This window comes from Streptococcus sp. C300, assembly GCF_000187645.1.
GTDB lineage: Bacteria > Bacillota > Bacilli > Lactobacillales > Streptococcaceae > Streptococcus > Streptococcus oralis_CQ.
The window spans coordinates 954,639-980,809 of sequence record NZ_GL732466.1 but is presented as its reverse complement, the minus strand read 5'-3'; the positions used below and the strand labels follow the sequence as shown (position 1 = coordinate 980,809).

Sequence of the window (26,171 nt, the reverse complement as noted above, 5' to 3'; positions counted from 1 at the left end):
GGTCAATCTTTTTCTGTCTTAGATAAATTTCGTCTGTGATTATAGATCCCTAAAAGAAGAAGGGCAGTTAGTGAGCAGGCTGCTCCAATAACAAAACCATTGGGTATAAAGGAAAGTGTAATGGTGCCTTTTCCCTTTGGAACATCAACTTTCATAAAACCAGTCTGAGCCTGCTTGATTTCAAGTTTTTTCCCATCTTGGAATGCAGACCAACCTTTGTCATAAGGAATAGTGAAGAAAATAGAGGTATCTTGTTTTACTTCATATGTAGCAAATACTTTATTTTTAGAGGTGGATACTTCTACAGGTTGTTCTTTAATCTTTTGAATTGCCTCAGTAAGAGCCTGAGTATCTAAACGATAGAAGGTTGGAGATTCAAATGACACCTGAGAATTTCCAGGGAAACTAACACTGATATTGAAAGTTTTTTGTTCTTCAGTATAACCCAAATTAAAGAAATTAAATGCATTGTCATTTGTAAAAGTCTTTTTTTCACCGTTGACAATGATGTCAACTTTCTTTTGTTTATCATTCGTAAAATGAAGATTTGAAAAAGAGAGATAGACTTGGCTATTTTGAGGAACCTCAATTTGATAATCAATCTTTGCATCTTCATTCGCAGAACCTGTGGTGCTCGTTAAACCATCTGAAGTATCTGTTTTATCAGATGCTATTTGGGAGAAGTAATCTAAGTTGAGATTAGCAAGCTGGTTTATAAATAAAGCCTGATTATCTAAAGTGTGATTGTTAAAGTTTACATCTTTGTAAATAGATTGAGTGGCAAAGGCAATGGGTAAAGAGAGTTGATTTTTATATAAGGTTAAATGATCCTTTTGATAAATCTCTTGAAAGCCATACTTATCAAGTGAAGTTTCAGAAATATTGTACTGGATTCCAAATAAACTGTCTGCTAAAAGACTGTTATTTGCATAACGGAGATTGAGGTTGGTTCCAGAGGATTTGAATCCCAGTTTATCCAAACTAGTGCTAGCTGAGCGATTTCGTACAGACGAAAATTGAGAGATTCCATTGTAGTTAAATTTCATACTGTCATTCCCAGTCTGAATTTGCAGTTTTTCAGTACGTGTAAATGGATTGTCAATTTGGTTTAGAATGGATTCCATAGCGGTGATATCTCTATTATAGGCACTACGAGAAGCAAAGGCCCATTCTTTAGCTATTCCTTCCATTTGAGATGATGCATTTAAGCTTATCTCAGCTGTTATAAATAAAGACAAAAGGATTGCAAATAGATTTACAGAGATAAATTTTCTAATGACTGCAAGAAGTAAAAGAGCATAAACTAGTAGAAATTCAAGAGTGAGTAGGATATTCAAATCAGTTAAAAAAGAATAGTGTGATTTAAAATAGACAGTGGCCAAAAATCCTGTTAGTACAAGAAAAAGTGAGACAAATAGATTCCATAGCTTCAGTTCTTTCAGACGATTTAAGACTTCTGCTGCAGTATAAATTAACAGAGTGGAAAAAATCCAAGCATAGCGATGCAAAAACATATTTGGGGTATGCATCCCTTGCCAAAATAAATCAAGTGCTTCTATGTAAAAGCTTGTTATTAAAAAAGTAAAGAAAATTGCATAGGTAAGTTTCACGTGAAACCTTATGGATTTTATTGTGAAAAATAGAATGGTTAAAATAAAAGGAAGCAATCCAACAAAAATCATTGGTATAGATCCATATTTAGTTGTATCAAAAGATCCAATGAATTGTTTTGCAAAAATATCCAAATACCAGCTACTATCTGTCTTTAATTTTGTGATGGCAGTCAACTTCTCTCCATGAGTTTGTAAATCAAACAGTGTAGGAAGAGTCATAATCAAACTAGCCATTCCAGCTAAAAAGGAGGTAACAACAAAATCAAGAAAAGATGATTTTCGAGTTTTAAAGTCCCAAGAAATTTGGCAGAGATACCAGAAAATAAGAAACAATGCTGTCATATACCCAAAATAATAATTTTGAATAAATAAGATTGACAAACTTGTAAAGTATAGTAGGCGCTTCTTTTGTGTTATAAGTAGGTGTAAACCAGTTATAATTAAAGGAATCAAGATAAAAACATCTAGCCAGGTTTTAATCTCTAACTGACTGACAGTGAAGCTCATTAGAGCATAGGAAGTAGATAAGGCAAGTTTTAAAAATTTTGGGATATCTTTAAATAATCTATTTAGACTAAAGAAGGTTGACAGACCAATCAATCCAAATTTTAAGAGAGTGGTTAGATAGACAGCATCTGGCATATTCGACAGATTAAAAAAGTAAACTAGGGGTGAAAGAAAACTACCCAAGTAATAACTAGATAGAGCATAGAAATTCAGTCCGAGGCCACTTGTAAAGGTGTAAAACAAACTGCCATTTCCATGTAGAATATTTCGTAAAGCTACATCAAAAATAACGTATTGATGGAAACCGTCTCCTAATAGTGGAGATGCATCGCTATTCCAGTAGATACCTTGAGTTAGGTATACTCCAGTCATAATTACTAAAGGAATGATGAAAGAAACAAAATAGGTCCAATATGTTTTAAAAAATGATTTCATGTTACCTCGTAGAATGATAGAAAACTCAGTTGGTTACCCCAACTGAGTTTTGAAGTCTTATTAGTCTTTCCAAAGTTCTTTAACTTTTGCTTGTACTTCTGCATTTTCTAGGAATTCATCATAGGTTTCATCGATACGATCAATGACGCCATTTTTAGACAAAACAATGATATGGTTTGCCAAAGTTTGGATAAACTCGTGGTCATGACTGGCAAAGATGATTGATTCTTTAAAGTTTTTCAATCCATCGTTCAAGCTTGAGATAGATTCCAAGTCCAAGTGATTTGTTGGATCATCAAGTACAAGGACATTTGATTTCAAGAGCATGAGTTTTGAAAGCATGACACGTACTTTTTCTCCCCCTGACAAGACGTTTACAGGTTTGTTAACCTCATCTCCAGAAAAGAGCATACGACCAAGGAAACCACGTAGGAAGGTATTGTCATCTTCTTCTTTACTTGCAAATTGACGCAACCAGTCAAGGATTGACTCTCCTCCTGCAAAATCAGCCGAGTTGTCTTTTGGCAAGTAAGAACGGCTAGTAGTAACTCCCCACTTGACAGTTCCTTCATAGTCAATGTCACCCATAATTGCACGAATTAATGCAGTCGTTTGGATGTCATTTTGTCCAATAAGAGCTGTCTTATCACCTGGACGCAAGATGAAACTAATATTGTCTAGGATAGTTTCGCCATCAATCTTTACAGTTAAATTTTCTACTGTCAAGAGATCATTACCAATCTCACGTTCTGCTTTAAAGTTGATAAATGGGTATTTACGACTAGAAGGAACAATTTCTTCTAATTCAATCTTGTCAAGCATTTTTTTACGAGACGTTGCTTGTCTTGACTTAGAAGCGTTGGCAGAGAAGCGAGCAACGAATTCTTGCAATTGCTTAATTTTTTCTTCTGCCTTGGCATTACGGTCTGCTAGCAATTTAGCAGCAATCTCAGAAGATTCCTTCCAGAAGTCGTAGTTTCCGACATAGAGTTTAATTTTTCCAAAGTCAAGGTCGGCCATGTGTGTACATACTTTGTTTAAGAAGTGACGGTCGTGGGATACAACGATAACGGTGTTATCAAAGTCAATCAAGAAGTCTTCTAGCCAAGTAATAGACTGGATATCCAAACCGTTGGTTGGCTCGTCCAAGAGAAGAACATCTGGTTTACCAAAAAGTGCTTTGGCAAGGAGAACCTTCACTTTTTCACCATTGGCCAATTCGCTCATGTTTTGATAGTGCAATTCTTCTGGAATGTTTAGGTTTTGAAGTAATTGGGATGCTTCACTTTCTGCTTCCCAACCTCCAAGTTCAGCAAATTCACCTTCGAGTTCGGCTGCACGAACACCATCTTCATCGGAAAAATCTTCCTTCATGTAAATGGCATCTTTTTCTTTCATGATGTTGTAAAGTTTTTCATTTCCCATAATAACGACATCAATAACTCGCTCATCTTCATAGTCAAAATGATTTTGACGGAGAACAGAGAGACGTTCATCTGGACCAAGAGAGATGTGACCAGTTGTAGGCTCGATATCACCAGCTAAGATTTTTAAGAATGTAGACTTCCCAGCACCATTAGCACCAATCAATCCGTATGTATTTCCTTCTGTAAATTTGATATTGACATCATCAAAAAGTTTGCGATCACTAAAACGTAGTGAAACATCAGATACTGTAAGCAATGTTTTTCTCCTATAATATGTAATATATTTATTCTACTAGAAAAGAGAGAAATATTCAAATTTTTGTTTGTCAATTTTATGTCAATTAAGTTTACAGGTTTGTTTACAAAGAGTTAGTTGTTTGATTTAAATAATTTTCTGTTATTTTAACAAAAAAATGCTATAATTGAAGAGACCATTTCGAAGGAGAAAAAAATGACGAAACCCATTATTTTAACAGGAGATCGCCCAACAGGAAAACTGCATATTGGACATTATGTTGGGAGTCTAAAAAATAGAGTATTACTGCAGGAAGAAGACAAGTATGAGATGTTTGTTTTTTTGGCGGACCAACAAGCATTGACAGATCACGCTAAAGACCCTCAAACGATTGTAGAATCTATTGGGAATGTTGCCTTAGATTACCTAGCAGTTGGATTAGATCCAAGTAAATCAACTATCTTTATTCAAAGTCAGATTCCAGAGTTAGCTGAACTATCTATGTACTATATGAATTTGGTGTCACTAGCACGTTTAGAGCGCAATCCTACAGTGAAAACAGAAATCGCTCAGAAAGGGTTTGGAGAAAGTATTCCGACAGGATTTTTAGTTTATCCGATTGCGCAAGCAGCAGATATTACTGCCTTCAAGGCTAATTATGTTCCTGTTGGGACAGATCAGAAACCAATGATTGAGCAAACTCGTGAGATTGTTCGTTCCTTTAATCATGCATATAATTGTGAGGTCTTGGTGGAGCCGGAAGGTATTTATCCAGAAAATGAGAGGGCAGGGCGTTTGCCAGGTTTAGATGGAAATGCTAAAATGTCTAAATCCCTTAATAATGGTATTTATCTAGCTGATGATGTGGATACGTTGCGTAAAAAAGTCATGAGCATGTATACTGATCCAGACCATATTCGGGTTGAGGATCCAGGTAAGATTGAAGGAAATATGGTTTTCCATTATCTAGATGTATTTGGTCGTCCAGAAGATGCTCAAGACATTGCAGATATGAAAGAACATTATCAACGTGGTGGTCTTGGTGATGTAAAGACGAAACGTTATCTACTTGAAATATTAGAACGCGAACTTGGTCCTATTCGTGAGCGCCGTATCGAATTTGCTAAGGATATGGGAGAAGTGTACAATATGCTTCAAAAAGGTAGTGAGAAAGCGCGTGAGGTTGCGGGGCAAACTCTATCTGAAGTTAAGGGAGCAATGGGACTAAATTATTTTAAATAATAGATAAAATATGAATCGTAAAACTATCTCTTCCATAGGATCACAGGGATAGTTTTTTTATGATTTCTACCATAAATATAATTGACAAATTTTCATAGAATGGTATGATAGATACAATACAAAAAGAGTCAAGCTCAAAAAGAAAGAAAAGAGGAAACTTCAATGTCTAATTGGGATACTAAATTTTTAAAAAAGGTTTTACCTTTGATGATGTATTGCTCATTCCAGCAGAAAGTCATGTGTTGCCTAATGATGCAGATTTAACAACAAAATTGGCAGATAATCTGACTTTAAATATCCCAATTATAACAGCCGCCATGGATACAGTCACAGAAAGTCAAATGGCTATTGCCATTGCTCGTGCGGGTGGTCTTGGAGTAATCCATAAAAACATGTCTATTGCGCAACAGGCAGATGAAGTTCGCAAGGTAAAACGTTCTGAAAATGGTGTTATTATTGATCCATTCTTCTTGACTCCAGAACACACTATTGCTGAAGCAGATGAACTGATGGGACGTTACCGTATCAGTGGTGTTCCAGTTGTGGAGACACTTGAAAATCGTAAATTGGTTGGTATTCTAACAAACCGAGATCTTCGCTTTATTTCAGATTACAATCAGCCAATCTCAAACCATATGACTAGTGAAAATCTTGTTACTGCTCCTGTTGGTACAGATCTTGCAACAGCTGAAAGCATTCTTCAAGAACACCGCATTGAAAAACTTCCTTTGGTTGATGAAGAAGGTCGTCTTTCTGGCTTGATTACTATCAAAGATATTGAAAAAGTTATTGAGTTTCCTAATGCAGCAAAAGATGAGTTTGGTCGTCTTCTAGTTGCCGGTGCGGTAGGAGTCACTTCAGATACATTTGAACGTGCCGAAGCCCTTTTTGAAGCAGGAGCGGATGCAATTGTTATTGATACTGCACATGGTCATTCTGCAGGTGTTCTACGTAAAATTGCTGAAATTCGTGCTCACTTCCCAGACCGCACTTTGATTGCGGGTAATATTGCTACTGCTGAAGGTGCGCGTGCTCTTTATGATGCAGGTGTAGATGTTGTCAAAGTCGGTATCGGACCAGGTTCTATTTGTACCACTCGTGTGATTGCAGGGGTTGGTGTTCCACAAGTGACAGCAATCTATGATGCAGCAGCAGTTGCGCGTGAATATGGTAAAACAATCATTGCTGATGGTGGAATCAAGTACTCTGGAGATATTGTAAAAGCCCTTGCTGCAGGTGGTAATGCAGTTATGCTTGGATCAATGTTTGCTGGAACAGACGAAGCGCCTGGCGAAACGGAAATTTTCCAAGGACGTAAGTTTAAGACTTATCGTGGTATGGGATCAATCGCTGCAATGAAGAAAGGTTCAAGTGACCGTTACTTCCAGGGTTCTGTCAATGAAGCAAACAAACTTGTTCCAGAAGGAATTGAAGGCCGTGTTGCCTATAAAGGAGCAGCAGCTGATATTGTCTTCCAAATGATTGGTGGTATTCGCTCTGGTATGGGTTACTGTGGTGCAGCTAACCTTAAAGAACTACATGATAATGCTCAATTTATTGAAATGTCTGGAGCTGGTCTAAAAGAAAGCCATCCTCATGATGTACAAATCACTAATGAGGCACCAAACTACTCTATGTAAGTAGTAAAAAAGAACTCCTGATTTTCAGGAGTTCTTTTTGTTTACAAAGTTGTCAATGTTGATTTACAGAAATTTTACCATTTTGAATGTTGAAAATACTAAGGTTTTCTGGCAAGTTTTGTAAGTGGTCTAAACTTGTTGTTGTAATAAAGGTTTGGATAGATTGAGAAATGGTTTCTAGTAATTTTAGTTGCCGTGTATTGTCAAGTTCGCTCATAACATCATCAAGCAGTAGTATCGGAGACTCATTGGTAATACTTTCCATTAGCTCAATCTCTGCTAGTTTGATAGAAAGAACAAGGCTACGATGTTGACCTTGGCTTCCAAAACTAGCATCCATACCATTGATATAAAAAGAAATATCATCTCGATGAGGGCCAACTCCAGTATTCTTTTTAAATAAATCTCTGGATCTGCTTTTATCCAAAGCAATTTTAAAGGAACTTGTTAGCTGTTCTTCATTAGTGAAGTTGACAGATGATTGATAAGATATTGACAGTTCTTCTAATTTATTTGAAATTTCTAAGTGTTTTTTTTGGCCAAATTTCTCTAAGTCTTTAATGAATTTTATCCGATGCTTTATAACGCGACAACCATACTCTATTAACTGATCATCTAAGACTGACAGAAATGTTTCATCAATCTTCTGGCTGGATTTTAGGTAGGTATTTCTTTGCTTGAGTATATGGTTGTAGTTTGACAAGTCTGACAAGTAGATTGGTTTAATTTGTCCCAGTTCAATGTCTATAAACTTTCGACGGACAGAAGGTGCTCCTTTAATTAGCTGGAGATCTTCAGGTGCGAAGAGGACAACATTCATATGTCCGATGTAGTCTGATAGGCGAGCTTGTTTTAAGTGATTGACCTTAGTCACACGCCCTTTTGGTGTTAAATCAATTTCTAGAGGGATAGAGCTTGTTTTTTTCTGTAGCAAGCCAGAAAGATGGAGTTGCTCGTTATCAAAATGAATGAGATTTTTATCTGTACGAGTCCGATGACTACGTGTCAAGGCCAAGAAATAGATTGCTTCTAGAATATTAGTTTTTCCTTGTGCATTTTGACCTAGAAAGACATTTAATTTTGGATTGAAATCAATTTTTGCCTCTTTGTAGTTTCGAAAGGTTTTAATTGTTAAATGTTGGAGCCACATGGTTATCTTCCTGGAAAACGTGGAGCTTGCTTGGTTTTAGGTGAAGAAGAAGTTTTTTGTTTTTCTTTCTTGACACCTTTATTCATCTCTTTGACAAGTTTAGCAATTCGCTCTTTCTCAATCTTATCTGCTTGATACTCTTCTTGCTCTTTTAAACTTGGTTTTGTCAAGGTGATGTCAATCTTTAAATCAGGAATGTCAATCGTATCTCCAATACGGATTTTTTTCCCACGTCTACTTTCTAACTCGCCATTAAAGTAAACTTGATGATCTATTAAAAAGGATTTGATAGCACCACCGCTGTGTATAATTCCAAGCTCTTTTAGGAGGGCTTGGAGTGTAATAAATTCTTCAAATAATTTGTATTCCATAATTCACCTCAATCTTTGGTATTATACCATATTTTCCTTGAAATAGCTGAAGGAAAGTTAGCTGAAATGAAAACGGTTTTACTCTTTAAAGCTATAAAGAGAACAAGAAAAATTTTGATTTTCGTGGTATAATAGAACTCTATATGTAAGGAGGTAAGGTATGGAATTAGTGCCTGGAATTTCAGCACATTTTGTTCAATCCAAAAAATTTAAAACAAATAAAATCACTATTCGTTTTACTGCTCCCTTATCTCTTGAGACAATAGCAGGACGCATGTTAAGTGCAAGTATGTTGGAGACGGCAAATCAAACTTATCCCACATCACAAGCATTTCGCAGATACTTGGCAAGTTTATATGGAACAGATATTTCCACAAGTGCTTATCGTAGAGGACAAGCACATATTCTTGACTTAACATTTACCTACGTGCGAGATGAGTTCTTGAGTAAAAAAAATGTCTTGACTTCTCGAATTTTGGAATTAGTAAAACAGACTTTATTTTCCCCCTTAGTTCAAGATGGTGCTTTTGAGCCAGCCTTATTTGAAATTGAAAGAAAACAGTTATTGGCTAGTTTAGCTACTGATATGGATGATTCATTTTATTTTGCTCATAAGGAGTTGGATAGCTTGCTCTTCCATGATGAGCGTCTTCAATTGAGATACAGTGATTTACGAAATAGCATTTCAAATGAGTCTCCAGAAAGTAGCTACACGTGCTTTCAAAATGCTCTGAAGAATGATCGTATTGATTTCTTTTTCTTAGGTGATTTTAATGAAGTAGAAATCACAGAATCGCTGAAGTCATTACCCTTTACAGCTAGAGAGAACGACGTCACTATCCAGTACCATCAATCTTATTCGAATGTCCTAAGAGAGGGAATGGTTCAGAGGAATGTTGGGCAATCTATTTTAGAATTAGGCTATCATTCTCCTATAAAATATGGTGATGATCAGCATTTGCCCATGCTTGTGATGAATGGTTTGTTGGGTGAATTTGCACATTCGAAACTTTTTACAAACGTTCGTGAAAATGCTGGAATAGCCTATACAGTCTCTAGTCAATTGGATTTGTTTAGTGGTCTGTTAAGGATGTATGCGGGTATTGATAGAGAAAATCGAAATCAGGCTAGAAAATTGATGAATCATCAATTGCTAGATCTGAAAAAGGGTAACTTTACAGATTTTGAACTTGAACAAACAAAGGAGATGATTCGACGATCTTTGTTGATGGCTCAAGATAATCAACAGACCTTAGTTGAAAGAGTCTATTTGAATGCTCTATTGGGGAAATCAAGCTTTGATATTGATCGATTGGTGGCAAAATTAGAGAGTGTTGATAAAGAAGCTGTCTGTAAAGCTGCCAACAGTTTGAAGTTACAAGCGATTTACTTTATGGAAGGAGTAGAATGACAAAGGTTACTTTTGAAGAAAAATACTATCCTGCTGTAAAGGAAAGAGTATACAAAACACAATTGTCAAATGGATTGACAGTTTCTTTACTCCCTAAGCAAGATTTCAATGAGGTTTATGGGATTGTAACGGTTCAATTTGGTTCTGTAGATGCAACTTATACAAGCTTGGAAAAAGGTTTATGTCATCATCCAGCAGGAATTGCACATTTTCTTGAACATAAATTGTTTGAACGAGTAAACTCTGAGGATATAATGGCTGCTTTTACTCGATTAGGTGCGGACAGTAATGCCTTTACAAGCTTTACTAAGACCAGCTATCTTTTTTCAACAATTGACCATCTATTAGAGAGTTTAGATTTGCTAGATGAGTTAGTCGGAGATGTTCATTTTACAGAAGAGTCTGTTTTGAGGGAACAGGCTATTATCCAGCAAGAACGAGAAATGTACCAAGATGATCCAGATTCACGTTTGTTTTTTGCAACATTAGCCAACCTTTATCCTGATACTCCTTTAGCAACAGATATTGTTGGAAGTGAAAAATCAATTGCTGAGATTCAAGTTTCAAATTTAAAAGAGAACTTTACAGACTTTTACAAACCTGTCAACATGTCACTGTTTTTAGTTGGAAATATTGATGTAAAAGTTGCTGAGGAATACTTTTCGAAAAAGGAAAAGAAGACTTTAGAACAGTTTACAGTTACAAAAGAGCAACTACCCTTGCAGCCTGTGAAGCAAACAGATAGTCTTCGGATGGAAGTTTCTTCACCCAAACTTGCTGTTGCGATTAGAGGTAATGGGCAAATAACAGAAGCTGAGTCTTATCGTTACAATATTTTATTGAAATTACTATTTACGATGATGTTTGGTTGGACTTCTGATCGTTTTCAAAGGTTATATGAGTCTGGGAAGTTAGATGCGTCATTGTCACTTGAGGTTGAAGTCAACAGTCGCTTTCATTTTGTGATATTGACAATGGATACCAAAGAGCCTGTTTCTCTGTCGCATCAATTTCGGAAAGCGATTCGTCAGTTTAGTAGTGATACGGATATTACAGAGGAACATTTAGATCTTGTTAAGAGTGAGATGTTTGGGGAATTTTTCAGTAGCATGAACTCCTTGGAATTTATTGCAACTCAATACGATCCGATGGATCGCGGAGAAACAATTTTTGATTTTCCGAAAATTTTACAGGAAATTACTTTGGAGGATGTTCTAGAAGCTGGACATCGTTTGATTGATAATGGTGATCTAGTTGATTTTACAATCTTTCCAGCTTAAAAGATGACTAATACTAGAAAGAAGGAATGGTACGTATGAGAAAAAAAACAATTGGCGAGGTTCTACGTTTAGCCAGAATTAACCAGGGATTGAGTCTGGAAGAATTACAGGAAAAAACTGAAATTCAGTTGCATTTTCTAGAAGCTATGGAGGCAGATGATTTTGATCAACTTCCTAGTACCTTCTATGCTCGTTCTTTTTTAAGAAAATATGCCTGGGCAGTAGAGTTAGATGAAAGAATTGTTTTGGATGCCTATGATTCAGGTAGTATGATCACTTATGAAGAGGTAGATGTCGATGAAGAAGACTTGTCTGGTCGCAGACGATCAAATAAGAAAAAAACGTCTTATCTCCCCTTGTTTTATTTCGTCCTATTTGCTTTGTCAATTTTAATTTTTGTCACTTACTATGTTTGGAACTACATCCAAACTCAGCCAAGTCCTTCTTCAGCTAATTATAGTGTTGTGAGCTCGACTAGTTCAACAACCTCATCTAGTTCATCTTCTAGTAGTCAGACGTCTAGCTCGTCTTCTACTACGGAATCAACTATTACAGTGTCAGGCGAAGGAAACCGCATTGAAGCTCGGTATAAAACGAGTAAGGAAACCGCTACTGTTCAACTAGCAGTTTCAGATACAACTAGTTGGATTAGTGTTTCAGGAAGTGAGCTGGAGGGTGGTGTGACACTATCCACAGACAATAAGAATGCAAAAACAACAGTTTCAACTAAGAATCCCGTTACCATTACTTTAGGTGTAGTGAAGGGAGTTACTGTGACTGTGGACAATCAAACGATTGATACTTCGAAGCTGACAACTCAGACTGGAACTGTAACACTTACATTTACTACAGATTAAGGAAAAATCAATGAAAAAAGAACAAATTCCTAATGTATTAACTATTGGTAGAATTCTCTTTATACCTCTCTTTATTCTTATTTTGACTTTGGGCCATTCACAAGGCAGTCATTTGCTGGCAGCGATCATCTTTGCAGTTGCTAGTATAACGGATTATCTTGATGGTTACCTTGCTCGTAAATGGAATGTAGTCAGCAACTTTGGAAAATTTGCAGATCCGATGGCTGATAAGCTGTTGGTTATGTCAGCTTTTATCATGTTGATTGAGTTAGGCATGGCTCCAGCTTGGGTTGTTGCTATTATCATCTGTCGTGAACTTGCGGTGACAGGCTTGCGTTTGTTGCTTGTTGAGACGGGAGGGACAGTTCTAGCAGCAGCGATGCCAGGGAAAATCAAGACCTTTAGTCAGATGTTTGCCATTATCTTTTTGCTCTTACATTGGAATTTAATTGGGCAACTGTTGCTTTATATAGCTTTATTTTTCACTATCTACTCTGGTTATGATTATTTCAAGGGTAGCGCTCATGTATTCAAAGGGACATTTGGTTCGAAATGAAATCGATTATTGAAGTAAAAGATCTGTCTTTTCGTTACAAGGAAGACCAGAATCATTATGATGTTAATAATGTCTCGTTTCACGTGAAACGGGGAGAATGGCTTTCGATTGTAGGTCATAATGGGAGTGGGAAATCGACAACTATCCGTTTGATTGATGGCTTGCTTGAAGCAGAGTCTGGAGAAATCTGGATAGATGGGCAATTGCTGTCCTCTGAGAATGTTTGGAACTTACGCCGTCAAATTGGTATGGTTTTTCAAAATCCAGATAACCAATTTGTGGGGGCGACTGTTGAAGATGATGTTGCCTTTGGTTTAGAAAATCAGGGACTTCCTCGTGAAGAAATGAAGAAGAGAGTGGCTGATTCTTTGGAGTTGGTAGGGATGCTGGACTTTAAGAAGAGAGAACCAGCTCGTTTATCTGGTGGCCAAAAACAACGTGTGGCCATTGCAGGAGTTGTTGCCCTGAGGCCAGCTATTTTAATTCTAGATGAGGCTACAAGTATGTTGGACCCCGAGGGACGACGAGAACTGATTCAGACAGTTCAAGAGATTCGAAAAGACAACCAGATGACAGTCGTCTCCATTACACATGACTTGGAAGAAGTTGCGATGAGTGACCGTGTCTTGGTCATGAAAAAAGGCCAAGTGGAGTCAACCAGCAGCCCAAGAGAACTTTTTTCTCGGGATGATCTTGACCAGATAGGGTTGGATGAGCCTTTTACTAATCAATTGAGAGAATCTTTGAGAGAGACTGGTTATCAGTTGCCGGATGGCTATTTGACAGAAGGAGAGCTAGAGGACAAGTTATGGGAATTACTCTAGAAAATGTGAGCTTTACCTATCAAGAGGGAACTCCCCTATCTTCATCAGCCTTGACTGATGTTTCTTTGACGATTGAGGATGGTTCCTATACAGCTTTAGTAGGGCACACAGGCAGTGGGAAATCAACGATTTTACAGCTTTTAAATGGCCTATTGGTACCAAGTAAGGGTTCTGTTCGAGTTTTCGATACCGTCATTACCCCTACATCAACCAATAAAGAAATTCGTCAGATTCGAAAGCAAGTTGGTCTAGTGTTTCAATTTGCTGAAAATCAGATTTTCGAAGAGACTGTTTTGAAAGATGTTGCATTTGGACCGCAAAATTTTGGAGTTTCTGAGGAAGAGGCCAAGAAAATTGCGCGTGAAAAGTTAGCCTTGGTAGGCATCGATGAGTCACTCTTTGAGCGCAGTCCTTTTGAACTTTCGGGTGGTCAGATGAGACGTGTGGCTATAGCAGGTATGCTAGCCATGGAGCCAACTGTCTTGGTTTTGGATGAGCCTACAGCAGGGCTAGATCCTTTGGGCAGAAAAGAATTGATGACCTTGTTTAAAGAACTCCACCTTTCTGGAATGACAATCGTTCTAGTAACGCATTTGATGGATGACGTAGCTGCATATGCTGATCAGGTCTATGTTATGGAAAAGGGGCGTTTGGTCAAAAGTGGCAAACCGAGCGAAGTTTTCCAAGATGTAGCCTCTATGGAAAAAGTGCAGTTAGGTGTGCCTAAAATCACAGCCTTTTGTAAACGTTTGGCAGATAGAGGTGTAGCTTTTAAAAAACTGCCAATCAAGATAGAGGAGTTTAAGGAGTCGCTAAATGGATAGTATGATTTTAGGGCGTTATATACCGGGGGATTCCATCATTCATCGCTTGGATCCCCGTAGCAAATTGCTCGCTATGATCCTGTTGATTTTGATTGTATTTTGGGCCAATAATCCCCTCACCAATGTCATTCTGTTTGTAGCGACAGGTACATTTATCGCTTTGTCAGGCGTTTCCCTCTCATTTTTCGTTCAGGGATTAAAATCCATGTTCTTCTTGATTGCTTTTACGACTCTTTTTCAGCTCTTTTTCATTTCAAGTGGAAATGTCCTATTTGAGTTTTCTTTTATAAGAATAACGGATTATGCTTTGCAACAAGCAGGAATCATTTTCTGTCGTTTTGTGTTGATTATTTTCTTTTCAACCTTGCTAACCTTAACGACCATGCCTTTGAGTCTGGCAGCTGCAGTTGAAGCTCTTTTAGCACCGCTGAAACGCGTGAAAGTTCCCGTTCATGAAATTGGTCTCATGTTATCAATGAGTTTGCGTTTTGTTCCAACCTTGATGGATGACACAACGAGAATTATGAATGCTCAAAAAGCTCGTGGAGTTGACTTTGGCGAAGGTAGCATCGTTCAAAAAGTAAAGGCTATGATTCCGATTTTAATTCCTCTTTTTGCGACGAGCTTAAAGCGTGCAGATTCATTGGCAATAGCCATGGAAGCGCGTGGTTATCAGGGAGGAAAGGGTAGAAGTCAGTATAGACAGTTGAGATGGAGTCAAAAGGATACACTGGCAATTCTTGTGATTTTGGTACTGGGATGTTTCTTATTTTTCTTAAAATCTTAGCAGGTTTGTAGGATTGATAAGAAGCTCACAGTAGCAGGTTTTTAGTATAAAGGTAGGAATATGAACCGTTTTAAAAAATCAAAATATCTAATCATCGTTTTTGTCACAGTTCTGGCAGTTTCTGTACTATTAGTGACAACCTATTCAAGCGCTATTGTGACGAAACTAGGAGATGGGATTTCCTTGGTAGATAGAATTGTTCAAAAACCCTTTCAGTGGTTTGATACTTTCAAATCAGATTTGGGACATTTGACGCAGACTTACAATGAAAACGAAAGTCTAAAAAAACAGCTTTATCAACTAGAGGTGGAGTCTAATCAATCAGAAAGTTTAAAAAATGAAAATGAACAATTACGTCAGTTGCTGGATATGAAGTCAAAATTGCAGGCTACAAAAACCATTGCAGCAGATGTGATTATGCGAGCTCCAGTATCTTGGAAACAAGAGTTGACAATTGATGCGGGAAGTTCAAAAGGAGCTTCTGAAAATATGTTGGCTATTGCAAACGGGGGTTTGATTGGTAGTGTTTCAAAGGTGGAGGATCATTCAACAACGATCAACCTATTGACAAACACCGAAAATTCAGACAAAATTTCTGTTAAAATCCTGCATGGTTCTACTGAAATTTACGGGATTATCGTTGGTTATGATAAGGAGTCAGAACTGCTTAAAATTAGCCAATTAAATAGTAACAGTGACATTAGCGCAGGAGACAAGGTGACTACAGGGGGGCTCGGAAACTTTAATGTTAAGGATATTCCTGTTGGAGAGGTTGTTGCTACAACACACAGCAGTGATTATCTAACAAAGGAAGTAACAGTAAAGTTAAGTGCTGACACCAAAAATCTTCATGTGGTTGAGTTAGTGGGGAATTAGCAATGAGACTGTTAAAACAAATTGGTATTTTCTTTTTACTCCCTTTTGTCGTACTAATTGATGCACATATTGGACAATTAGCGGGATCCTTCTTCCCTCACTTTCATTTAGCAAGTCATTTTTTGTTTTTATTTCTCTTGTTTGAGACAATTGAGGTTTCAGAATATCTCTATCTAGCTTATTGCTGTATAGTGGGTTTGGTGTACGATATCTATTTTTTCCACTTGATAGGAATTGCGACACTTCTATTTATCTTGATAGGAGCTTCGCTCCATAAATTTAATAGTGTAATTTTGCTAAACCGTTGGACAAGAATGTTAACAATAGTTGTGATGAGTTTCCTATTTGATATGGGGAGCTACCTCCTTGCTCTTGCTATGGGATTGACAGTAGAATCGATGCCAGTTTTCATCGTCTACAGCCTTGTCCCATCAATGATTTTAAACTTTTTATGGATGCTTATTTTCCAATATATTTTTGAAAAATGTTATCTATAAGAAAGAAATAAAAATGTAACAAAGGCGTAATATTTATTATGTCTTTTTTTGGTATACTAGTAATGTCTTAAATAGAAGGAGTATCTACACAATATGAAGAAAAAAATCTTAGCGTCACTTTTATTAAGTACAGTATTAGTGTCTCAAGCGGCAGTATTGACAACTGTCCACGCTGAAACAACTGATGAAAAGATTGCTGCTCAAGATAGTAAGATTAGTAATTTGACATCTCAACAAAAAGAAGCTCAAAAACAAGTAGATGAAATCCAAACGCAAGTTACAGCTATCCAAACTCAACAAACGAACTTGGAAGCTGAGAACGAAACTCTACAAGCTGAATCTAAAAAACTTGAAGGAGAAATTACAGAGCTTTCTAAGAATATTGTTGCTCGTAATGAATCTTTGGAGAAACAAGCACGTAGCGCACAAACAAACGGTGCCGCAACTAGCTACATCAATACAATTGTAAACTCAAAATCAATTACGGAAGCTATTTCACGTGTTGCAGCAATGAGCGAGATTGTATCAGCTAACAACAAAATGTTGGAACAACAGAAAGCTGATAAGAAATCTATCGCTGAAAAACAGGTTGCAAATAATGAAGCAATCAACACTGTCATTGCGAACCAACAAACGCTTGCAGACGATGCACAAGCATTGACAACAAAACAAGCAGAGTTGAAAGTTGCTGAGTTAAACCTTGCTACAGAGAAAGCTACTGCAGAAAGTGATAAAGCTACTTTATTGGAACAAAAAGCAGCAGCTGAAGCAGAAGCAAAAGCGGCAGCTGAAGCAGAAGCGGCATATAAAGCACGTCAAACAAGCCAACAACAATCGGTTGTTGCTTCTGGAAATACAACACTTTCAGATCAAGTGCAAGCAACTTCAAGCTCTTCATCAGATGATGATTCAAGCTACACTCCGGTACCTGCACCGACTCCAACAAGACAGCGTCCAACATACAGTACAAATGCTTCAAGTTATCCAACTGGTGAATGTACTTGGGGAGCTAAAACATTAGCACCTTGGGCTGGAGATTACTGGGGTAACGGAGCGCAGTGGGCTACAAGTGCAGCAGCTGCAGGATTCCGTACTGGATCAACTCCACAAGTTGGTGCGATTGCATGTTGGAATGACGGTGGATATGGACACGTAGCGGTTGTTACAGCAGTTTCATCATCAACTAGCATTCAAGTATCAGAATCAAACTATGGTGGAGATCGTACAATCGGTAACAAACGTGGATGGTTCAACCCAACTACAACTTCTGAAGGTTACGTAACATACATCTATCCAAACTAATGAATGAAACGAAGAGGCTCGATTTGAGCCTCTTTTATTATTTTTTATCGGAAGCAAGGCCGAAATCTATCAAAACCACTTGAAAATATGGCTAAAATGTGATAAAATGAAACTTGTCGTGTAAACGATAATACTCATTCTTGATGAATTGTGAAACTGTTGCCCTCGGGTCGTTTTGCAAGTTGAAGTCGAGGAGAGGAAAAAAACAAAAAGGAGAAATACTCATGGCAGTAATTTCAATGAAACAACTTCTTGAGGCTGGTGTACACTTTGGTCACCAAACTCGTCGCTGGAACCCTAAGATGGCTAAGTACATCTTCACTGAGCGTAACGGAATCCACGTTATCGACTTGCAACAAACTGTAAAATACGCTGACCAAGCATACGACTTTATGCGTGATGCGGCAGCTAACGATGCAGTTGTATTGTTTGTTGGTACTAAAAAACAAGCTGCTGACGCTGTTAAAGAAGAAGCAGAACGTTCAGGTCAATACTACATCAACCACCGTTGGTTGGGTGGAACTCTTACTAACTGGGGAACTATCCAAAAACGTATTGCTCGTTTGAAAGAAATCAAACGTATGGAAGAAGAAGGAATCTTCGACGTTCTTCCTAAGAAAGAAGTTGCACTTCTTAACAAACAACGTGCACGTCTTGAAAAATTCTTGGGTGGTATCGAAGACATGCCTCGTATCCCAGATGTAATGTACGTAGTTGACCCACATAAAGAACAAATCGCTGTTAAAGAAGCTAAAAAATTGGGTATCCCAGTTGTAGCGATGGTTGACACAAACACTGATCCAGACGATATCGATGTAATCATCCCAGCTAACGATGACGCTATCCGCGCTGTTAAATTGATCACAGCTAAATTGGCTGACGCTATCATCGAAGGACGTCAAGGTGAAGATGCAGCAGCAGTTGAAGCAGAATTTGCAGCTTCAGAAGCTCAAGCAGACTCAATCGAAGAAATCGTTGAAGTTGTAGAAGGCGACAACGCTTAATTCATATAAATAGTAATTACCTAGGAGGGCGGGGCCTAGCCCAGCTCTCCTATTTTTAAAAAATATAGGAGAATCAAAATGGCAGAAATTACAGCTAAACTTGTAAAAGAGTTGCGTGAAAAATCTGGTGCCGGTGTTATGGACGCTAAAAAAGCGCTTGTAGAAACAGACGGTGACATCGAAAAAGCGATTGAATTGCTTCGCGAAAAAGGTATGGCGAAGGCAGCTAAGAAAGCTGACCGCGTTGCTGCAGAAGGTTTGACTGGTGTATTTGTTAATGGTAACGTTGCAGCAGTAGTTGAAGTAAATGCTGAAACTGACTTCGTTGCGAAAAACGCTCAATTCGTTGACTTGGTAAACGCAACAGCTAAAGTAATTGCTGAAGGAAAACCAGCGAACAACGAAGAAGCTCTTGCTTTGACAATGCCTTCAGGTGAAACTCTTGAAGCTGCATATGTATCTGCAACAGCTACAATCGGTGAAAAAATCTCATTCCGTCGTTTTGCTTTGCTTGAAAAAACAGATGCGCAACACTTTGGAGCATACCAACACAATGGTGGACGTATCGGTGTTATCTCTGTAATCGAAGGTGGAGACGAAGCGCTTGCTAAACAAATCTCAATGCACATTGCTGCGATGAAACCAACAGTTCTTTCTTACAAAGAATTGGATGAGCAATTCGTTAAAGATGAGTTGGCACAATTGAACCACGTAATCGACCAAGATAACGAAAGCCGTGCAATGGTTGGTAAACCAGCTCTTCCACACTTGAAGTATGGATCAAAAGCACAATTGACTGATGAAGTGATTGCTCAAGCTGAAGCTGACATCAAAGCTGAGTTGGCTGCAGAAGGCAAACCAGAAAAAATTTGGGACAAAATCATCCCAGGTAAAATGGACCGCTTCATGCTTGACAACACTAAAGTTGACCAAGCATACACACTTCTTGCACAAGTATACATCATGGATGACAGCAAGACAGTTGAAGCTTACCTTGAATCAGTAAATGCTTCAGTAGTTGAGTTCGCTCGCTTTGAAGTTGGTGAAGGTATCGAGAAAGCTGCAAACGACTTTGAAGCAGAAGTTGCAGCTACAATGGCAGCAGCCTTGAATAACTAATAGAAAAGGAAGCAAATTGCTTCCTTTTTCTTTTGGTCTAGAGAGTAGGCTCTATATGAGTAAACAAAAAGCCCTTTAAAAGGGCTAAGTGTATTTAGGAGGCTACACTTCAAATTCATAGAGTGCTGTAGACAAATAACGTTCGCCGTTATCTGGTGCTAAAGCAAGGACTTTCTTACCTGTACCTAATTTCTTGGCAACTTCAATTGCCCCGTAAATCGCTGCAGCTGAAGAAATCCCAACAAGGAAGCCTTCTTTTCCACCAATTTCACGGCCAAGTGCTAAAGCATCATCTGACGTTACGCGGACGATACCGTCATAGGCTTCTGTATCAAGTGTTTGAGGAATAAATCCAGCTGAGATGCCTTGAATTTTGTGGGGTCCTGGTTTTTCACCAGACAAGATAGCTGACTCGTCTGCCTCAACTGCATAAACTTGAATGTTTGAATTTGCTGCTTTAAGAGCGTGAGAGACACCTGAGATCGTTCCACCAGTACCAACACCACCCACAAAAGCATCTAGTCCATCAGAACCGAAAGCAGCCAGTATTTCAGCTCCTGTTGTTCTTTCGTGTACTTCTGGATTAGCTGGATTATTAAATTGGAGTGGAAGGAAGCCGTCACGTTCAGCGGCGATTTCCTGAGCTTTGGCAATGGCCCCTTTCATTCCTTCGCTACCAGGAGTGAGGACGAGTTCAGCACCATAGGCTTGGATAATTTTACGGCGTTCCACACTCATCGTTTCAGGCATGACGATAACAACTTTATATCCTTTAGCAGCACCGACCCATGAAAGACCGATACCAGTGTTTCCACTCGTTGCTTCAACAATAGTAGCGCCCGGTTTTAGAATACCATCTTGTTCTGCTTTTTCAATCATGCTAAGGGCAATACGGTCTTTAACTGAAGATCCTGGGTTAAAGGCTTCTAGTTTAACATAGACGTCTGCAGCACCCTCTGGAACAATGTTGTTAAGTTTAACAATCGGTGTTTGTCCAATTAGTTCAGTGATATTATTATAAATAGTCATAGATATACCTCTTTGTATAAGATGATACTAGTATAACGCGCTCAAGGCTATTTGTAAAATATAGAAATCCTATCAAAGTGATAGGATTTTTTTATATCAAAGGTCTAAGCCATTAATTTTTAATCGATTGTGATAAGCCAATTCTAATAAATAGGTGTAAAGCGGAAGGATGTCCGTTTTTTTAGGGAATTCAAATTTATGGAAACTCAGATGCTCATTATGTGCTTTTAGAAAGATATTTTCTAAATAAGCGATCGTAATCTCACTATCATCTATACCTGCTCCAGCAGTTTCCATTTCAACGTTTACAATGTTCATCAAAAAGAGTGACTTAACAGACGTCTTGCGACCAGTGGCGCCTTGCTTATCTGTAAAGATGATACGGATATTTGTAAAGATAATTGAATCTCGAATAAGTTTATACCCACTTTGAATTTCTTCATCCTCTAGTAGATATTGTCCATATTCTTTGATAAGAGTCTCTTTGTTTTCCTCGCTAAAATTTCCAGCAAGTCCTTGAATAAATTTTCCAAACGCCATGTATTTCTCCTTTATTTACACTAAGTTTACAGGAACTTCAACTTCTCGTAAACCTTGATCCGTTAAAGTAACCTTTCCATTAAAGAACTCAACAAGAGCAGCTTTGATATTTTCTTTCTCTTCCTTATTAACATAGATCATTGTATCAACTTGATCTGTAAAATTTGTCTCGAGTTCTAAGAGTTTATGCTCTCTAAGGAAATTGCCATATTCTTGATACTGAGCGTAAGACATCTGAATGGCTATGCCAGCCTGTTCTTTGATTTCAATAATGCCAATTTCTTTAACAGCCAAGGCTACGCTACCTGCATAGGCACGGATCAAACCACCAGCACCTAGTTTGATGCCACCAAAGTAGCGGGTAACTACTACACAGACATTGGTAAGATTATGATTTTCTAAGACTCCAAGCATAGGGACTCCAGCAGTACCACTAGGCTCTCCATCATCACTCGTGCGCTTGATTTCACTTCGTTCTCCTACAATAAAAGCAGAGCAGTTATGGGTGGCTTTATAGTGTTCTTTTTTGATGGTAGTTATGAAGTCACGAGCCTCTTCTTCGCTATAAACACGCTTGACATGACAGATAAATCGAGATTTTTTGATTTCTTCTTGGACCTGCCCATCCTCTTTAATTGTTCTAAATTCCATGATTTAATTGTACTAAAAAAACACCTAAAGTGCTAGATTTTTACGAATATTAAAGTATGAAAGTAAATCCAAATTATCTCGGTCGGTTGTTTACTGAGAAAGAATTAACTGAAGAAGAACGACAGGTAGCAGTGAGACTGCCAGCAATGAGAAAAGAGAAGGGGAAACTGTTTTGTCAACGTTGTAATAGTTCGATTCTAGAAGAATGGTATTTGCCTATCGGCGTCTACTATTGTAGGGAGTGTTTGCTGATGAAGCGAGTCAGGAGTGATCAAGCCTTATACTATTTTTCGCAGGAAGATTTTCCTAAGCAAGATGTTCTCAAATGGCGTGGTCAGTTAACCCCTTTTCAGGAAAAGGTATCAGAGGGGTTGGTTCGAGCAGTCGAAAAGAAAGAACCGACTTTAGTTCATGCTGTGACAGGTGCTGGAAAGACAGAGATGATCTATCAAGTTGTAGCTAAAGTGATTGATGATGGTGGTGCAGTTTGTTTGGCCAGTCCTCGAATTGATGTATGTTTAGAACTGTATAAGCGACTGCAGAATGACTTTGCTTGCGATATAGCGCTACTCCATGGCGAATCAGAGCCCTATTTTCGAACTCCCTTAGTAATTGCAACAACTCATCAGTTATTAAAATTTTATCATGCTTTTGATTTGTTGATAGTGGATGAGGTAGATGCCTTTCCTTATGTTGACAACTCTATGCTTTACTATGCTGTAAAGAATAGTGTAAAGGAAGATGGATTAAGGATATTCCTTACAGCAACTTCTACAGATGAGTTAGATAGGAAGGTTCGCACAGGAGAATTAAAACGATTAAGCTTGCCAAGACGGTTTCATGGAAATCCTTTGATTATTCCTAAACCTGTCTGGTTATCGGATTTTAATCGCTGTTTAGAGAAAAACCAATTGTCAACCAAGTTAAAGACCTATATTGAGAAACAGAGAAGAACAGGTTATCCTCTGCTGATTTTTGCATCAGAGATTAAGAAAGGCGAAAAACTAAAAGAAATCTTGAAGGAGCAGTACCCGAATGAGAATATCGGCTTTGTGTCTTCTGTGACAGAAGACCGATTAGAGCAGGTGCAAGCTTTTCGAGATGGAGAACTAACAATACTGATCAGTACGACAATCTTGGAACGTGGGGTTACCTTCCCTTGTGTGGATGTTTTCGTAGTAGAAGCTAATCATCGTCTCTTTACCAAGTCTAGTTTGATTCAGATTGGAGGGCGAGTTGGACGCAGTATGGATAGACCAACTGGTGAGTTGCTCTTCTTTCATGATGGATTAAATGCTTCCATCAAAAAGGCAATCAAGGAAATCAAGCAGATGAATAAGGAGGCAGGGTTATGAACTGTTTATTATGTGGCCAGACTACAAAGAGTGAGCTGACTTTTAGCAGTCTCTTCCTTTTGAAGGATGACTGCAGTTATCTTTGCTCAGCTTGTGCTTCTAGTTTTGAGAAGATTGGTGAGAATTATTGCCCAAACTGTATGAAAACAGGCATGTCAACCAGGTGTCAAGATTGTAAACTTTGGTGTAAAGAAGGAATTCAGGTTGATCATAAGGCAATCTTTACCTATAATCAAGCTATGAAAGACTTTTTCAGTCAATATAAGTTTGATGGTGATTTTTTGCTTAGAAAAGTGTTTGCTTCCGTTCTTGCTGAGGAGCTGAAAAAGTATAGAGGTTATCAATTTGTTGTAATTCCCCTAAGTCCTGAAAGATTGCTTGAGAGGGGGTTCAACCAAGTTGAGGGTTTGGTTGAGGCAGCAGGCTTTTCTTTTAAAGATATATTAGGAAAAAGAGAAGAGAGTGCTAGTTCTTCTAAAAGCCGTTTGGAAAGGTTAGCTACTGAAATTCCATTTTTTATTAAAGATGGGATCTCACTTCCTAAGAAGATTTTGCTGATTGATGACATCTATACAACAGGGGCAACTGTGAATCGTGTAAAACGACTTTTGGAAGAAGCGGGTGCTTTGGAAGTTAAAACTTTTTCCCTTGTAAGATGAGGAAAAAATTTGCAAAATGAAAATGAAAGCGTTATAATATAGTTAGAAAAACAAAAATGTTTAGAAAGAAGGTACTTATATGATTAAATATAGTATCCGTGGTGAAAACCTAGAAGTAACAGAAGCAATTCGTGATTATGTAGTTTCTAAACTCGAAAAGATCGAAAAGTATTTTCAACCTGAGCAGGAGTTGGATGCACGTGTGAACTTGAAAGTTTACCGTGAAAAAACAGCAAAGGTTGAAGTAACAATTCCGCTTGGATCTATCACTCTTCGTGCTGAAGATATTTCTCAAGATATGTATGGTTCTATCGATCTTGTAACAGATAAAATTGAACGTCAGATTCGTAAAAATAAAACTAAAATCGAACGTAAGAATAAAAACAAAGTTGCGACAAGTCAACTCTTTACAGACGCTCTAGTTGAAGATGCAAATGTTGTGCAACCAAAAGTCGTTCGTTCAAAACAAATTGATTTGAAGCCAATGGATTTAGAAGAAGCCCTTCTCCAAATGGATTTATTGGGACATGATTTCTTTATCTATGTAGATGTGGAAGATCAAACAACTAATGTTTTGTATCGCCGTGAAGATGGTGAAGTCGGTTTGTTAGAAGTGAAAGAATCATAAAATAGAATTTTTAAAGTGGTTTACACCAGTGTAAACCACTTTTGTATTGCATCATTATAAAAGGTATAAATGGGGACAGTTATGAAAGACGTGGTGATTGTTTCAGCAGTGCGAACTCCAATAGGCTCCTTTGGAGGAAGTTTGAAGAATGTTTCAGCTGTTGATTTGGGAGCGTTGGTTATTAAGAGTGCTTTGGAAAAAGCCAATGTCAAACCAGAGCTAGTAGATGAAGTGATTATGGGGAATGTCCTAGGCGCAGGTTTAGGTCAAAACGTAGCTCGTCAAATGAGCGTTCATGCAGGACTCCCTGAATTTACTCCAGCCTTTACTATCAACAAGGTTTGTGGTTCCGGTTTGAAGGCAGTGCAGTTGGCTGCTCAAGCGATTCGATGTGGCGATGCAGATATTATCGTAGCTGGTGGTGCAGAAAACATGAGTCAGGCGCCATACGTTTTGCCAAGTTTCCGTTGGGGTGGCCGTATGGGAGATTCAAAAGTGGTAGATACTATGATTAAGGACGGTTTGTCTGATGCCTTTAACGAATACCATATGGGGATTACAGCTGAAAATGTGGCTGAAGAATATGGTATCAGTCGAGAAGAACAAGATGCTCTTGCTTTAGAGTCACAAAAACGTGCAGTGGCGGCTATAGAATCTGGTCGCTTTAAAGAAGAGATTGTGCCAGTTGTCATTCCTCAACGCAAAGGTGATCCGATCGTTTTTGATACAGATGAATATCCTAGAAAAGATGCTAGCTTAGAGAGTTTGTCTAAGCTAGATCCTGTTTTCAAAAAAGACGGTTCTGTCACAGCGGGAAATGCTTCCGGTATCAATGACGGGGCAGCGGCTGTCTTGGTCATGAGTGCTGAAAAAGCGGAAGAATTAGGACTCTCAGTGATTGCTCGCATTTGTTCGTATGCAAGTGCAGGTTTGGACCCTAAGATGATGGGATGTGGGCCGATTTATGCGACTCGCAAGGCTCTTGAAAAAGGCAATTTGACAGTTGATGATCTCGACTTGATTGAGTCAAATGAAGCCTTTGCTGCCCAGGCTTGTGTGGTTGGGAAAACACTTGGCTTTAACACAGATATTGTCAATGTCAATGGTGGCGCCATTGCTCTTGGTCACCCAATTGGAGCTTCCGGTTGCCGTATCCTAGTGACACTGGTACATGAGATGATGAAACGTGATGCTAAAACTGGGTTAGCAACTCTCTGTATCGGAGGAGGGATGGGGACTGCCCTTATCGTGGAACGTTAGGTGTTAATGATTTGAACACGTGGGTAGGAGGGTGATGATTCCCTCCTCTTTTTGTGTCTGAAGTTAGAGAAATGAAGGGCTTGCATCTTTTA

At 38.3% G+C, this 26,171-nt stretch carries 24 protein-coding genes and 1 pseudogene; 18 read left to right on the top strand and 7 right to left on the bottom strand.

The genetic code is table 11. The features are described 5' to 3' along the window. Positions 1–2: 2 nt before the first annotated feature. Both HMPREF0849_RS04675 and HMPREF0849_RS04670 read right to left on the bottom strand, forming a co-directional pair. Entirely contained in the window at positions 3–2,555 is a 2,553-nt protein-coding gene (locus HMPREF0849_RS04675) for a YfhO family protein (RefSeq protein ID WP_000834497.1), read from the bottom strand. Positions 2,556–2,615: 60 nt separating this feature from the next. Continuing rightward, positions 2,616–4,238 (bottom strand): ATP-binding cassette domain-containing protein, encoded by a 1,623-nt coding sequence (locus HMPREF0849_RS04670; RefSeq protein ID WP_000958786.1) that lies wholly within the window; start codon positions 4,236–4,238, stop codon positions 2,616–2,618. 195 nt (positions 4,239–4,433) lie between these two features. Between HMPREF0849_RS04670 and trpS the strand changes: the two genes are divergently transcribed. Continuing rightward, positions 4,434–5,459 (top strand): tryptophan--tRNA ligase, encoded by a 1,026-nt coding sequence (gene trpS / locus HMPREF0849_RS04665; RefSeq protein ID WP_000165464.1) that lies wholly within the window; start codon positions 4,434–4,436, stop codon positions 5,457–5,459. 162 nt (positions 5,460–5,621) lie between these two features. Continuing rightward, a pseudogene (gene guaB, locus HMPREF0849_RS04660) lies at positions 5,622–7,099 on the top strand (IMP dehydrogenase). Between the two features lie 52 nt (positions 7,100–7,151). Here guaB and recF read toward each other — a convergent pair. Together recF and yaaA are read right to left on the bottom strand one after the other, a co-directional pair. Next, a complete protein-coding gene (recF, locus tag HMPREF0849_RS04655; protein ID WP_000266688.1) occupies positions 7,152–8,249 on the bottom strand; it encodes a DNA replication/repair protein RecF in 1,098 nt (365 codons plus the stop codon). Positions 8,250–8,251: 2 nt separating this feature from the next. Continuing rightward, positions 8,252–8,620 carry a S4 domain-containing protein YaaA gene (yaaA, locus tag HMPREF0849_RS04650; protein WP_000455871.1) on the bottom strand — a complete coding sequence of 123 codons (369 nt, stop codon included), beginning with the start codon at positions 8,618–8,620 and terminating at the stop codon, positions 8,252–8,254. Between the two features lie 160 nt (positions 8,621–8,780). Between yaaA and yfmF the strand changes: the two genes are divergently transcribed. From yfmF to tsf, 12 genes are all read left to right on the top strand, one after another. Further along, complete coding sequence (yfmF, locus tag HMPREF0849_RS04645) at positions 8,781–10,031, top strand: EF-P 5-aminopentanol modification-associated protein YfmF (RefSeq protein WP_000424572.1); 1,251 nt, start codon at positions 8,781–8,783, stop codon at positions 10,029–10,031. Beyond that, a complete protein-coding gene (gene yfmH, locus HMPREF0849_RS04640; RefSeq protein ID WP_000170115.1) occupies positions 10,028–11,311 on the top strand; it encodes an EF-P 5-aminopentanol modification-associated protein YfmH in 1,284 nt (427 codons plus the stop codon). The genes yfmF and yfmH overlap by 4 nt, the downstream gene beginning before the upstream one ends. 35 nt (positions 11,312–11,346) lie before the next feature. Further along, the gene (gene rodZ / locus HMPREF0849_RS04635; RefSeq protein ID WP_001227978.1) at positions 11,347–12,168 is read left to right on the top strand and encodes a cytoskeleton protein RodZ; all 822 of its coding nucleotides are present in this window, start codon (positions 11,347–11,349) and stop codon (positions 12,166–12,168) included. 10 nt (positions 12,169–12,178) lie between these two features. Then, complete coding sequence (gene pgsA / locus HMPREF0849_RS04630; RefSeq protein WP_000712149.1) at positions 12,179–12,724, top strand: CDP-diacylglycerol--glycerol-3-phosphate 3-phosphatidyltransferase; 546 nt, start codon at positions 12,179–12,181, stop codon at positions 12,722–12,724. Beyond that, on the top strand, positions 12,721–13,548 hold the full coding sequence (locus HMPREF0849_RS04625; protein ID WP_000835736.1) for an energy-coupling factor ABC transporter ATP-binding protein: 828 nt from the start codon (positions 12,721–12,723) through the stop codon (positions 13,546–13,548). Before pgsA ends, HMPREF0849_RS04625 begins: the two co-directional genes overlap by 4 nt. Beyond that, positions 13,533–14,372: an energy-coupling factor transporter ATPase gene (locus tag HMPREF0849_RS04620; RefSeq protein WP_000513208.1), complete on the top strand. Its 840-nt coding sequence runs from the start codon at positions 13,533–13,535 to the stop codon at positions 14,370–14,372. Before HMPREF0849_RS04625 ends, HMPREF0849_RS04620 begins: the two co-directional genes overlap by 16 nt. After that, positions 14,365–15,159 carry an energy-coupling factor transporter transmembrane component T family protein gene (locus HMPREF0849_RS04615; RefSeq protein WP_000377887.1) on the top strand — a complete coding sequence of 265 codons (795 nt, stop codon included), beginning with the start codon at positions 14,365–14,367 and terminating at the stop codon, positions 15,157–15,159. The genes HMPREF0849_RS04620 and HMPREF0849_RS04615 overlap by 8 nt, the downstream gene beginning before the upstream one ends. A 60-nt stretch (positions 15,160–15,219) precedes the next feature. Further along, positions 15,220–16,035 carry a rod shape-determining protein MreC gene (mreC, locus tag HMPREF0849_RS04610; RefSeq protein WP_001078970.1) on the top strand — a complete coding sequence of 272 codons (816 nt, stop codon included), beginning with the start codon at positions 15,220–15,222 and terminating at the stop codon, positions 16,033–16,035. A gap of 2 nt (positions 16,036–16,037) precedes the next feature. Further along, positions 16,038–16,532 (top strand): rod shape-determining protein MreD, encoded by a 495-nt coding sequence (gene mreD, locus HMPREF0849_RS04605; protein ID WP_001237913.1) that lies wholly within the window; start codon positions 16,038–16,040, stop codon positions 16,530–16,532. 93 nt (positions 16,533–16,625) lie between these two features. Next, positions 16,626–17,834: a peptidoglycan hydrolase PcsB gene (gene pcsB / locus HMPREF0849_RS04600; RefSeq protein ID WP_000726992.1), complete on the top strand. Its 1,209-nt coding sequence runs from the start codon at positions 16,626–16,628 to the stop codon at positions 17,832–17,834. A 224-nt stretch (positions 17,835–18,058) separates the two neighbouring features. After that, entirely contained in the window at positions 18,059–18,838 is a 780-nt protein-coding gene (gene rpsB / locus HMPREF0849_RS04595) for a 30S ribosomal protein S2 (RefSeq protein WP_000268475.1), read from the top strand. Positions 18,839–18,916: 78 nt separating this feature from the next. Beyond that, a complete protein-coding gene (tsf, locus tag HMPREF0849_RS04590; RefSeq protein WP_000808059.1) occupies positions 18,917–19,957 on the top strand; it encodes a translation elongation factor Ts in 1,041 nt (346 codons plus the stop codon). Positions 19,958–20,059: 102 nt separating this feature from the next. Here tsf and cysK read toward each other — a convergent pair whose 3' ends face one another. The 3 genes from cysK to HMPREF0849_RS04575 all read right to left on the bottom strand — a co-directional run bounded on the left by cysK (position 20,060) and on the right by HMPREF0849_RS04575 (position 22,177). Further along, a complete protein-coding gene (gene cysK, locus HMPREF0849_RS04585) occupies positions 20,060–20,986 on the bottom strand; it encodes a cysteine synthase A (protein ID WP_000158481.1) in 927 nt (308 codons plus the stop codon). A 96-nt stretch (positions 20,987–21,082) separates the two neighbouring features. After that, complete coding sequence (locus HMPREF0849_RS04580; protein WP_000863899.1) at positions 21,083–21,526, bottom strand: PH domain-containing protein; 444 nt, start codon at positions 21,524–21,526, stop codon at positions 21,083–21,085. A gap of 15 nt (positions 21,527–21,541) precedes the next feature. After that, on the bottom strand, positions 21,542–22,177 hold the full coding sequence (locus HMPREF0849_RS04575) for a YigZ family protein (protein WP_000395763.1): 636 nt from the start codon (positions 22,175–22,177) through the stop codon (positions 21,542–21,544). A 56-nt stretch (positions 22,178–22,233) separates the two neighbouring features. Here HMPREF0849_RS04575 and HMPREF0849_RS04570 point away from each other — a divergent pair, with 56 nt between their 5' ends. The 4 genes from HMPREF0849_RS04570 (at position 22,234) to HMPREF0849_RS04555 (ending at position 26,079) form a co-directional block, all read left to right on the top strand. Beyond that, the gene (locus tag HMPREF0849_RS04570) at positions 22,234–23,532 is read left to right on the top strand and encodes a DEAD/DEAH box helicase (RefSeq protein ID WP_009013606.1); all 1,299 of its coding nucleotides are present in this window, start codon (positions 22,234–22,236) and stop codon (positions 23,530–23,532) included. Continuing rightward, a complete protein-coding gene (locus HMPREF0849_RS04565) occupies positions 23,529–24,191 on the top strand; it encodes a ComF family protein (protein ID WP_000995721.1) in 663 nt (220 codons plus the stop codon). Before HMPREF0849_RS04570 ends, HMPREF0849_RS04565 begins: the two co-directional genes overlap by 4 nt. Before the next feature lie 79 nt (positions 24,192–24,270). Beyond that, complete coding sequence (hpf, locus tag HMPREF0849_RS04560; RefSeq protein WP_000599111.1) at positions 24,271–24,819, top strand: ribosome hibernation-promoting factor, HPF/YfiA family; 549 nt, start codon at positions 24,271–24,273, stop codon at positions 24,817–24,819. A gap of 81 nt (positions 24,820–24,900) precedes the next feature. Next, positions 24,901–26,079, top strand: a complete 1,179-nt coding sequence (locus HMPREF0849_RS04555; RefSeq protein ID WP_009013605.1) for an acetyl-CoA C-acetyltransferase — start codon at positions 24,901–24,903, stop codon at positions 26,077–26,079. The last annotated feature ends 92 nt before the right edge of the window (positions 26,080–26,171 follow it).

What these genes read in the sequence shown, in the direction of transcription:
- HMPREF0849_RS04675 (WP_000834497.1), bottom strand. Translation starts at nt 2,555, where the DNA reads ATGAAATCATTTTTTAAAACATATTGGACCTATTTTGTTTCTTTCATC.
- trpS (WP_000165464.1), top strand. Translation starts at nt 4,434, where the DNA reads ATGACGAAACCCATTATTTTAACAGGAGATCGCCCAACAGGAAAACTG.
- recF (WP_000266688.1), bottom strand. Translation starts at nt 8,249, where the DNA reads ATGTGGCTCCAACATTTAACAATTAAAACCTTTCGAAACTACAAAGAG.
- yaaA (WP_000455871.1), bottom strand. Translation starts at nt 8,620, where the DNA reads ATGGAATACAAATTATTTGAAGAATTTATTACACTCCAAGCCCTCCTA.
- yfmF (WP_000424572.1), top strand. Translation starts at nt 8,781, where the DNA reads ATGGAATTAGTGCCTGGAATTTCAGCACATTTTGTTCAATCCAAAAAA.
- yfmH (WP_000170115.1), top strand. Translation starts at nt 10,028, where the DNA reads ATGACAAAGGTTACTTTTGAAGAAAAATACTATCCTGCTGTAAAGGAA.
- rodZ (WP_001227978.1), top strand. Translation starts at nt 11,347, where the DNA reads ATGAGAAAAAAAACAATTGGCGAGGTTCTACGTTTAGCCAGAATTAAC.
- pgsA (WP_000712149.1), top strand. Translation starts at nt 12,179, where the DNA reads ATGAAAAAAGAACAAATTCCTAATGTATTAACTATTGGTAGAATTCTC.
- HMPREF0849_RS04625 (WP_000835736.1), top strand. Translation starts at nt 12,721, where the DNA reads ATGAAATCGATTATTGAAGTAAAAGATCTGTCTTTTCGTTACAAGGAA.
- HMPREF0849_RS04620 (WP_000513208.1), top strand. Translation starts at nt 13,533, where the DNA reads ATGGGAATTACTCTAGAAAATGTGAGCTTTACCTATCAAGAGGGAACT.
- HMPREF0849_RS04615 (WP_000377887.1), top strand. Translation starts at nt 14,365, where the DNA reads ATGGATAGTATGATTTTAGGGCGTTATATACCGGGGGATTCCATCATT.
- mreC (WP_001078970.1), top strand. Translation starts at nt 15,220, where the DNA reads ATGAACCGTTTTAAAAAATCAAAATATCTAATCATCGTTTTTGTCACA.
- mreD (WP_001237913.1), top strand. Translation starts at nt 16,038, where the DNA reads ATGAGACTGTTAAAACAAATTGGTATTTTCTTTTTACTCCCTTTTGTC.
- pcsB (WP_000726992.1), top strand. Translation starts at nt 16,626, where the DNA reads ATGAAGAAAAAAATCTTAGCGTCACTTTTATTAAGTACAGTATTAGTG.
- rpsB (WP_000268475.1), top strand. Translation starts at nt 18,059, where the DNA reads ATGGCAGTAATTTCAATGAAACAACTTCTTGAGGCTGGTGTACACTTT.
- tsf (WP_000808059.1), top strand. Translation starts at nt 18,917, where the DNA reads ATGGCAGAAATTACAGCTAAACTTGTAAAAGAGTTGCGTGAAAAATCT.
- cysK (WP_000158481.1), bottom strand. Translation starts at nt 20,986, where the DNA reads ATGACTATTTATAATAATATCACTGAACTAATTGGACAAACACCGATT.
- HMPREF0849_RS04580 (WP_000863899.1), bottom strand. Translation starts at nt 21,526, where the DNA reads ATGGCGTTTGGAAAATTTATTCAAGGACTTGCTGGAAATTTTAGCGAG.
- HMPREF0849_RS04575 (WP_000395763.1), bottom strand. Translation starts at nt 22,177, where the DNA reads ATGGAATTTAGAACAATTAAAGAGGATGGGCAGGTCCAAGAAGAAATC.
- HMPREF0849_RS04570 (WP_009013606.1), top strand. Translation starts at nt 22,234, where the DNA reads ATGAAAGTAAATCCAAATTATCTCGGTCGGTTGTTTACTGAGAAAGAA.
- HMPREF0849_RS04565 (WP_000995721.1), top strand. Translation starts at nt 23,529, where the DNA reads ATGAACTGTTTATTATGTGGCCAGACTACAAAGAGTGAGCTGACTTTT.
- hpf (WP_000599111.1), top strand. Translation starts at nt 24,271, where the DNA reads ATGATTAAATATAGTATCCGTGGTGAAAACCTAGAAGTAACAGAAGCA.
- HMPREF0849_RS04555 (WP_009013605.1), top strand. Translation starts at nt 24,901, where the DNA reads ATGAAAGACGTGGTGATTGTTTCAGCAGTGCGAACTCCAATAGGCTCC.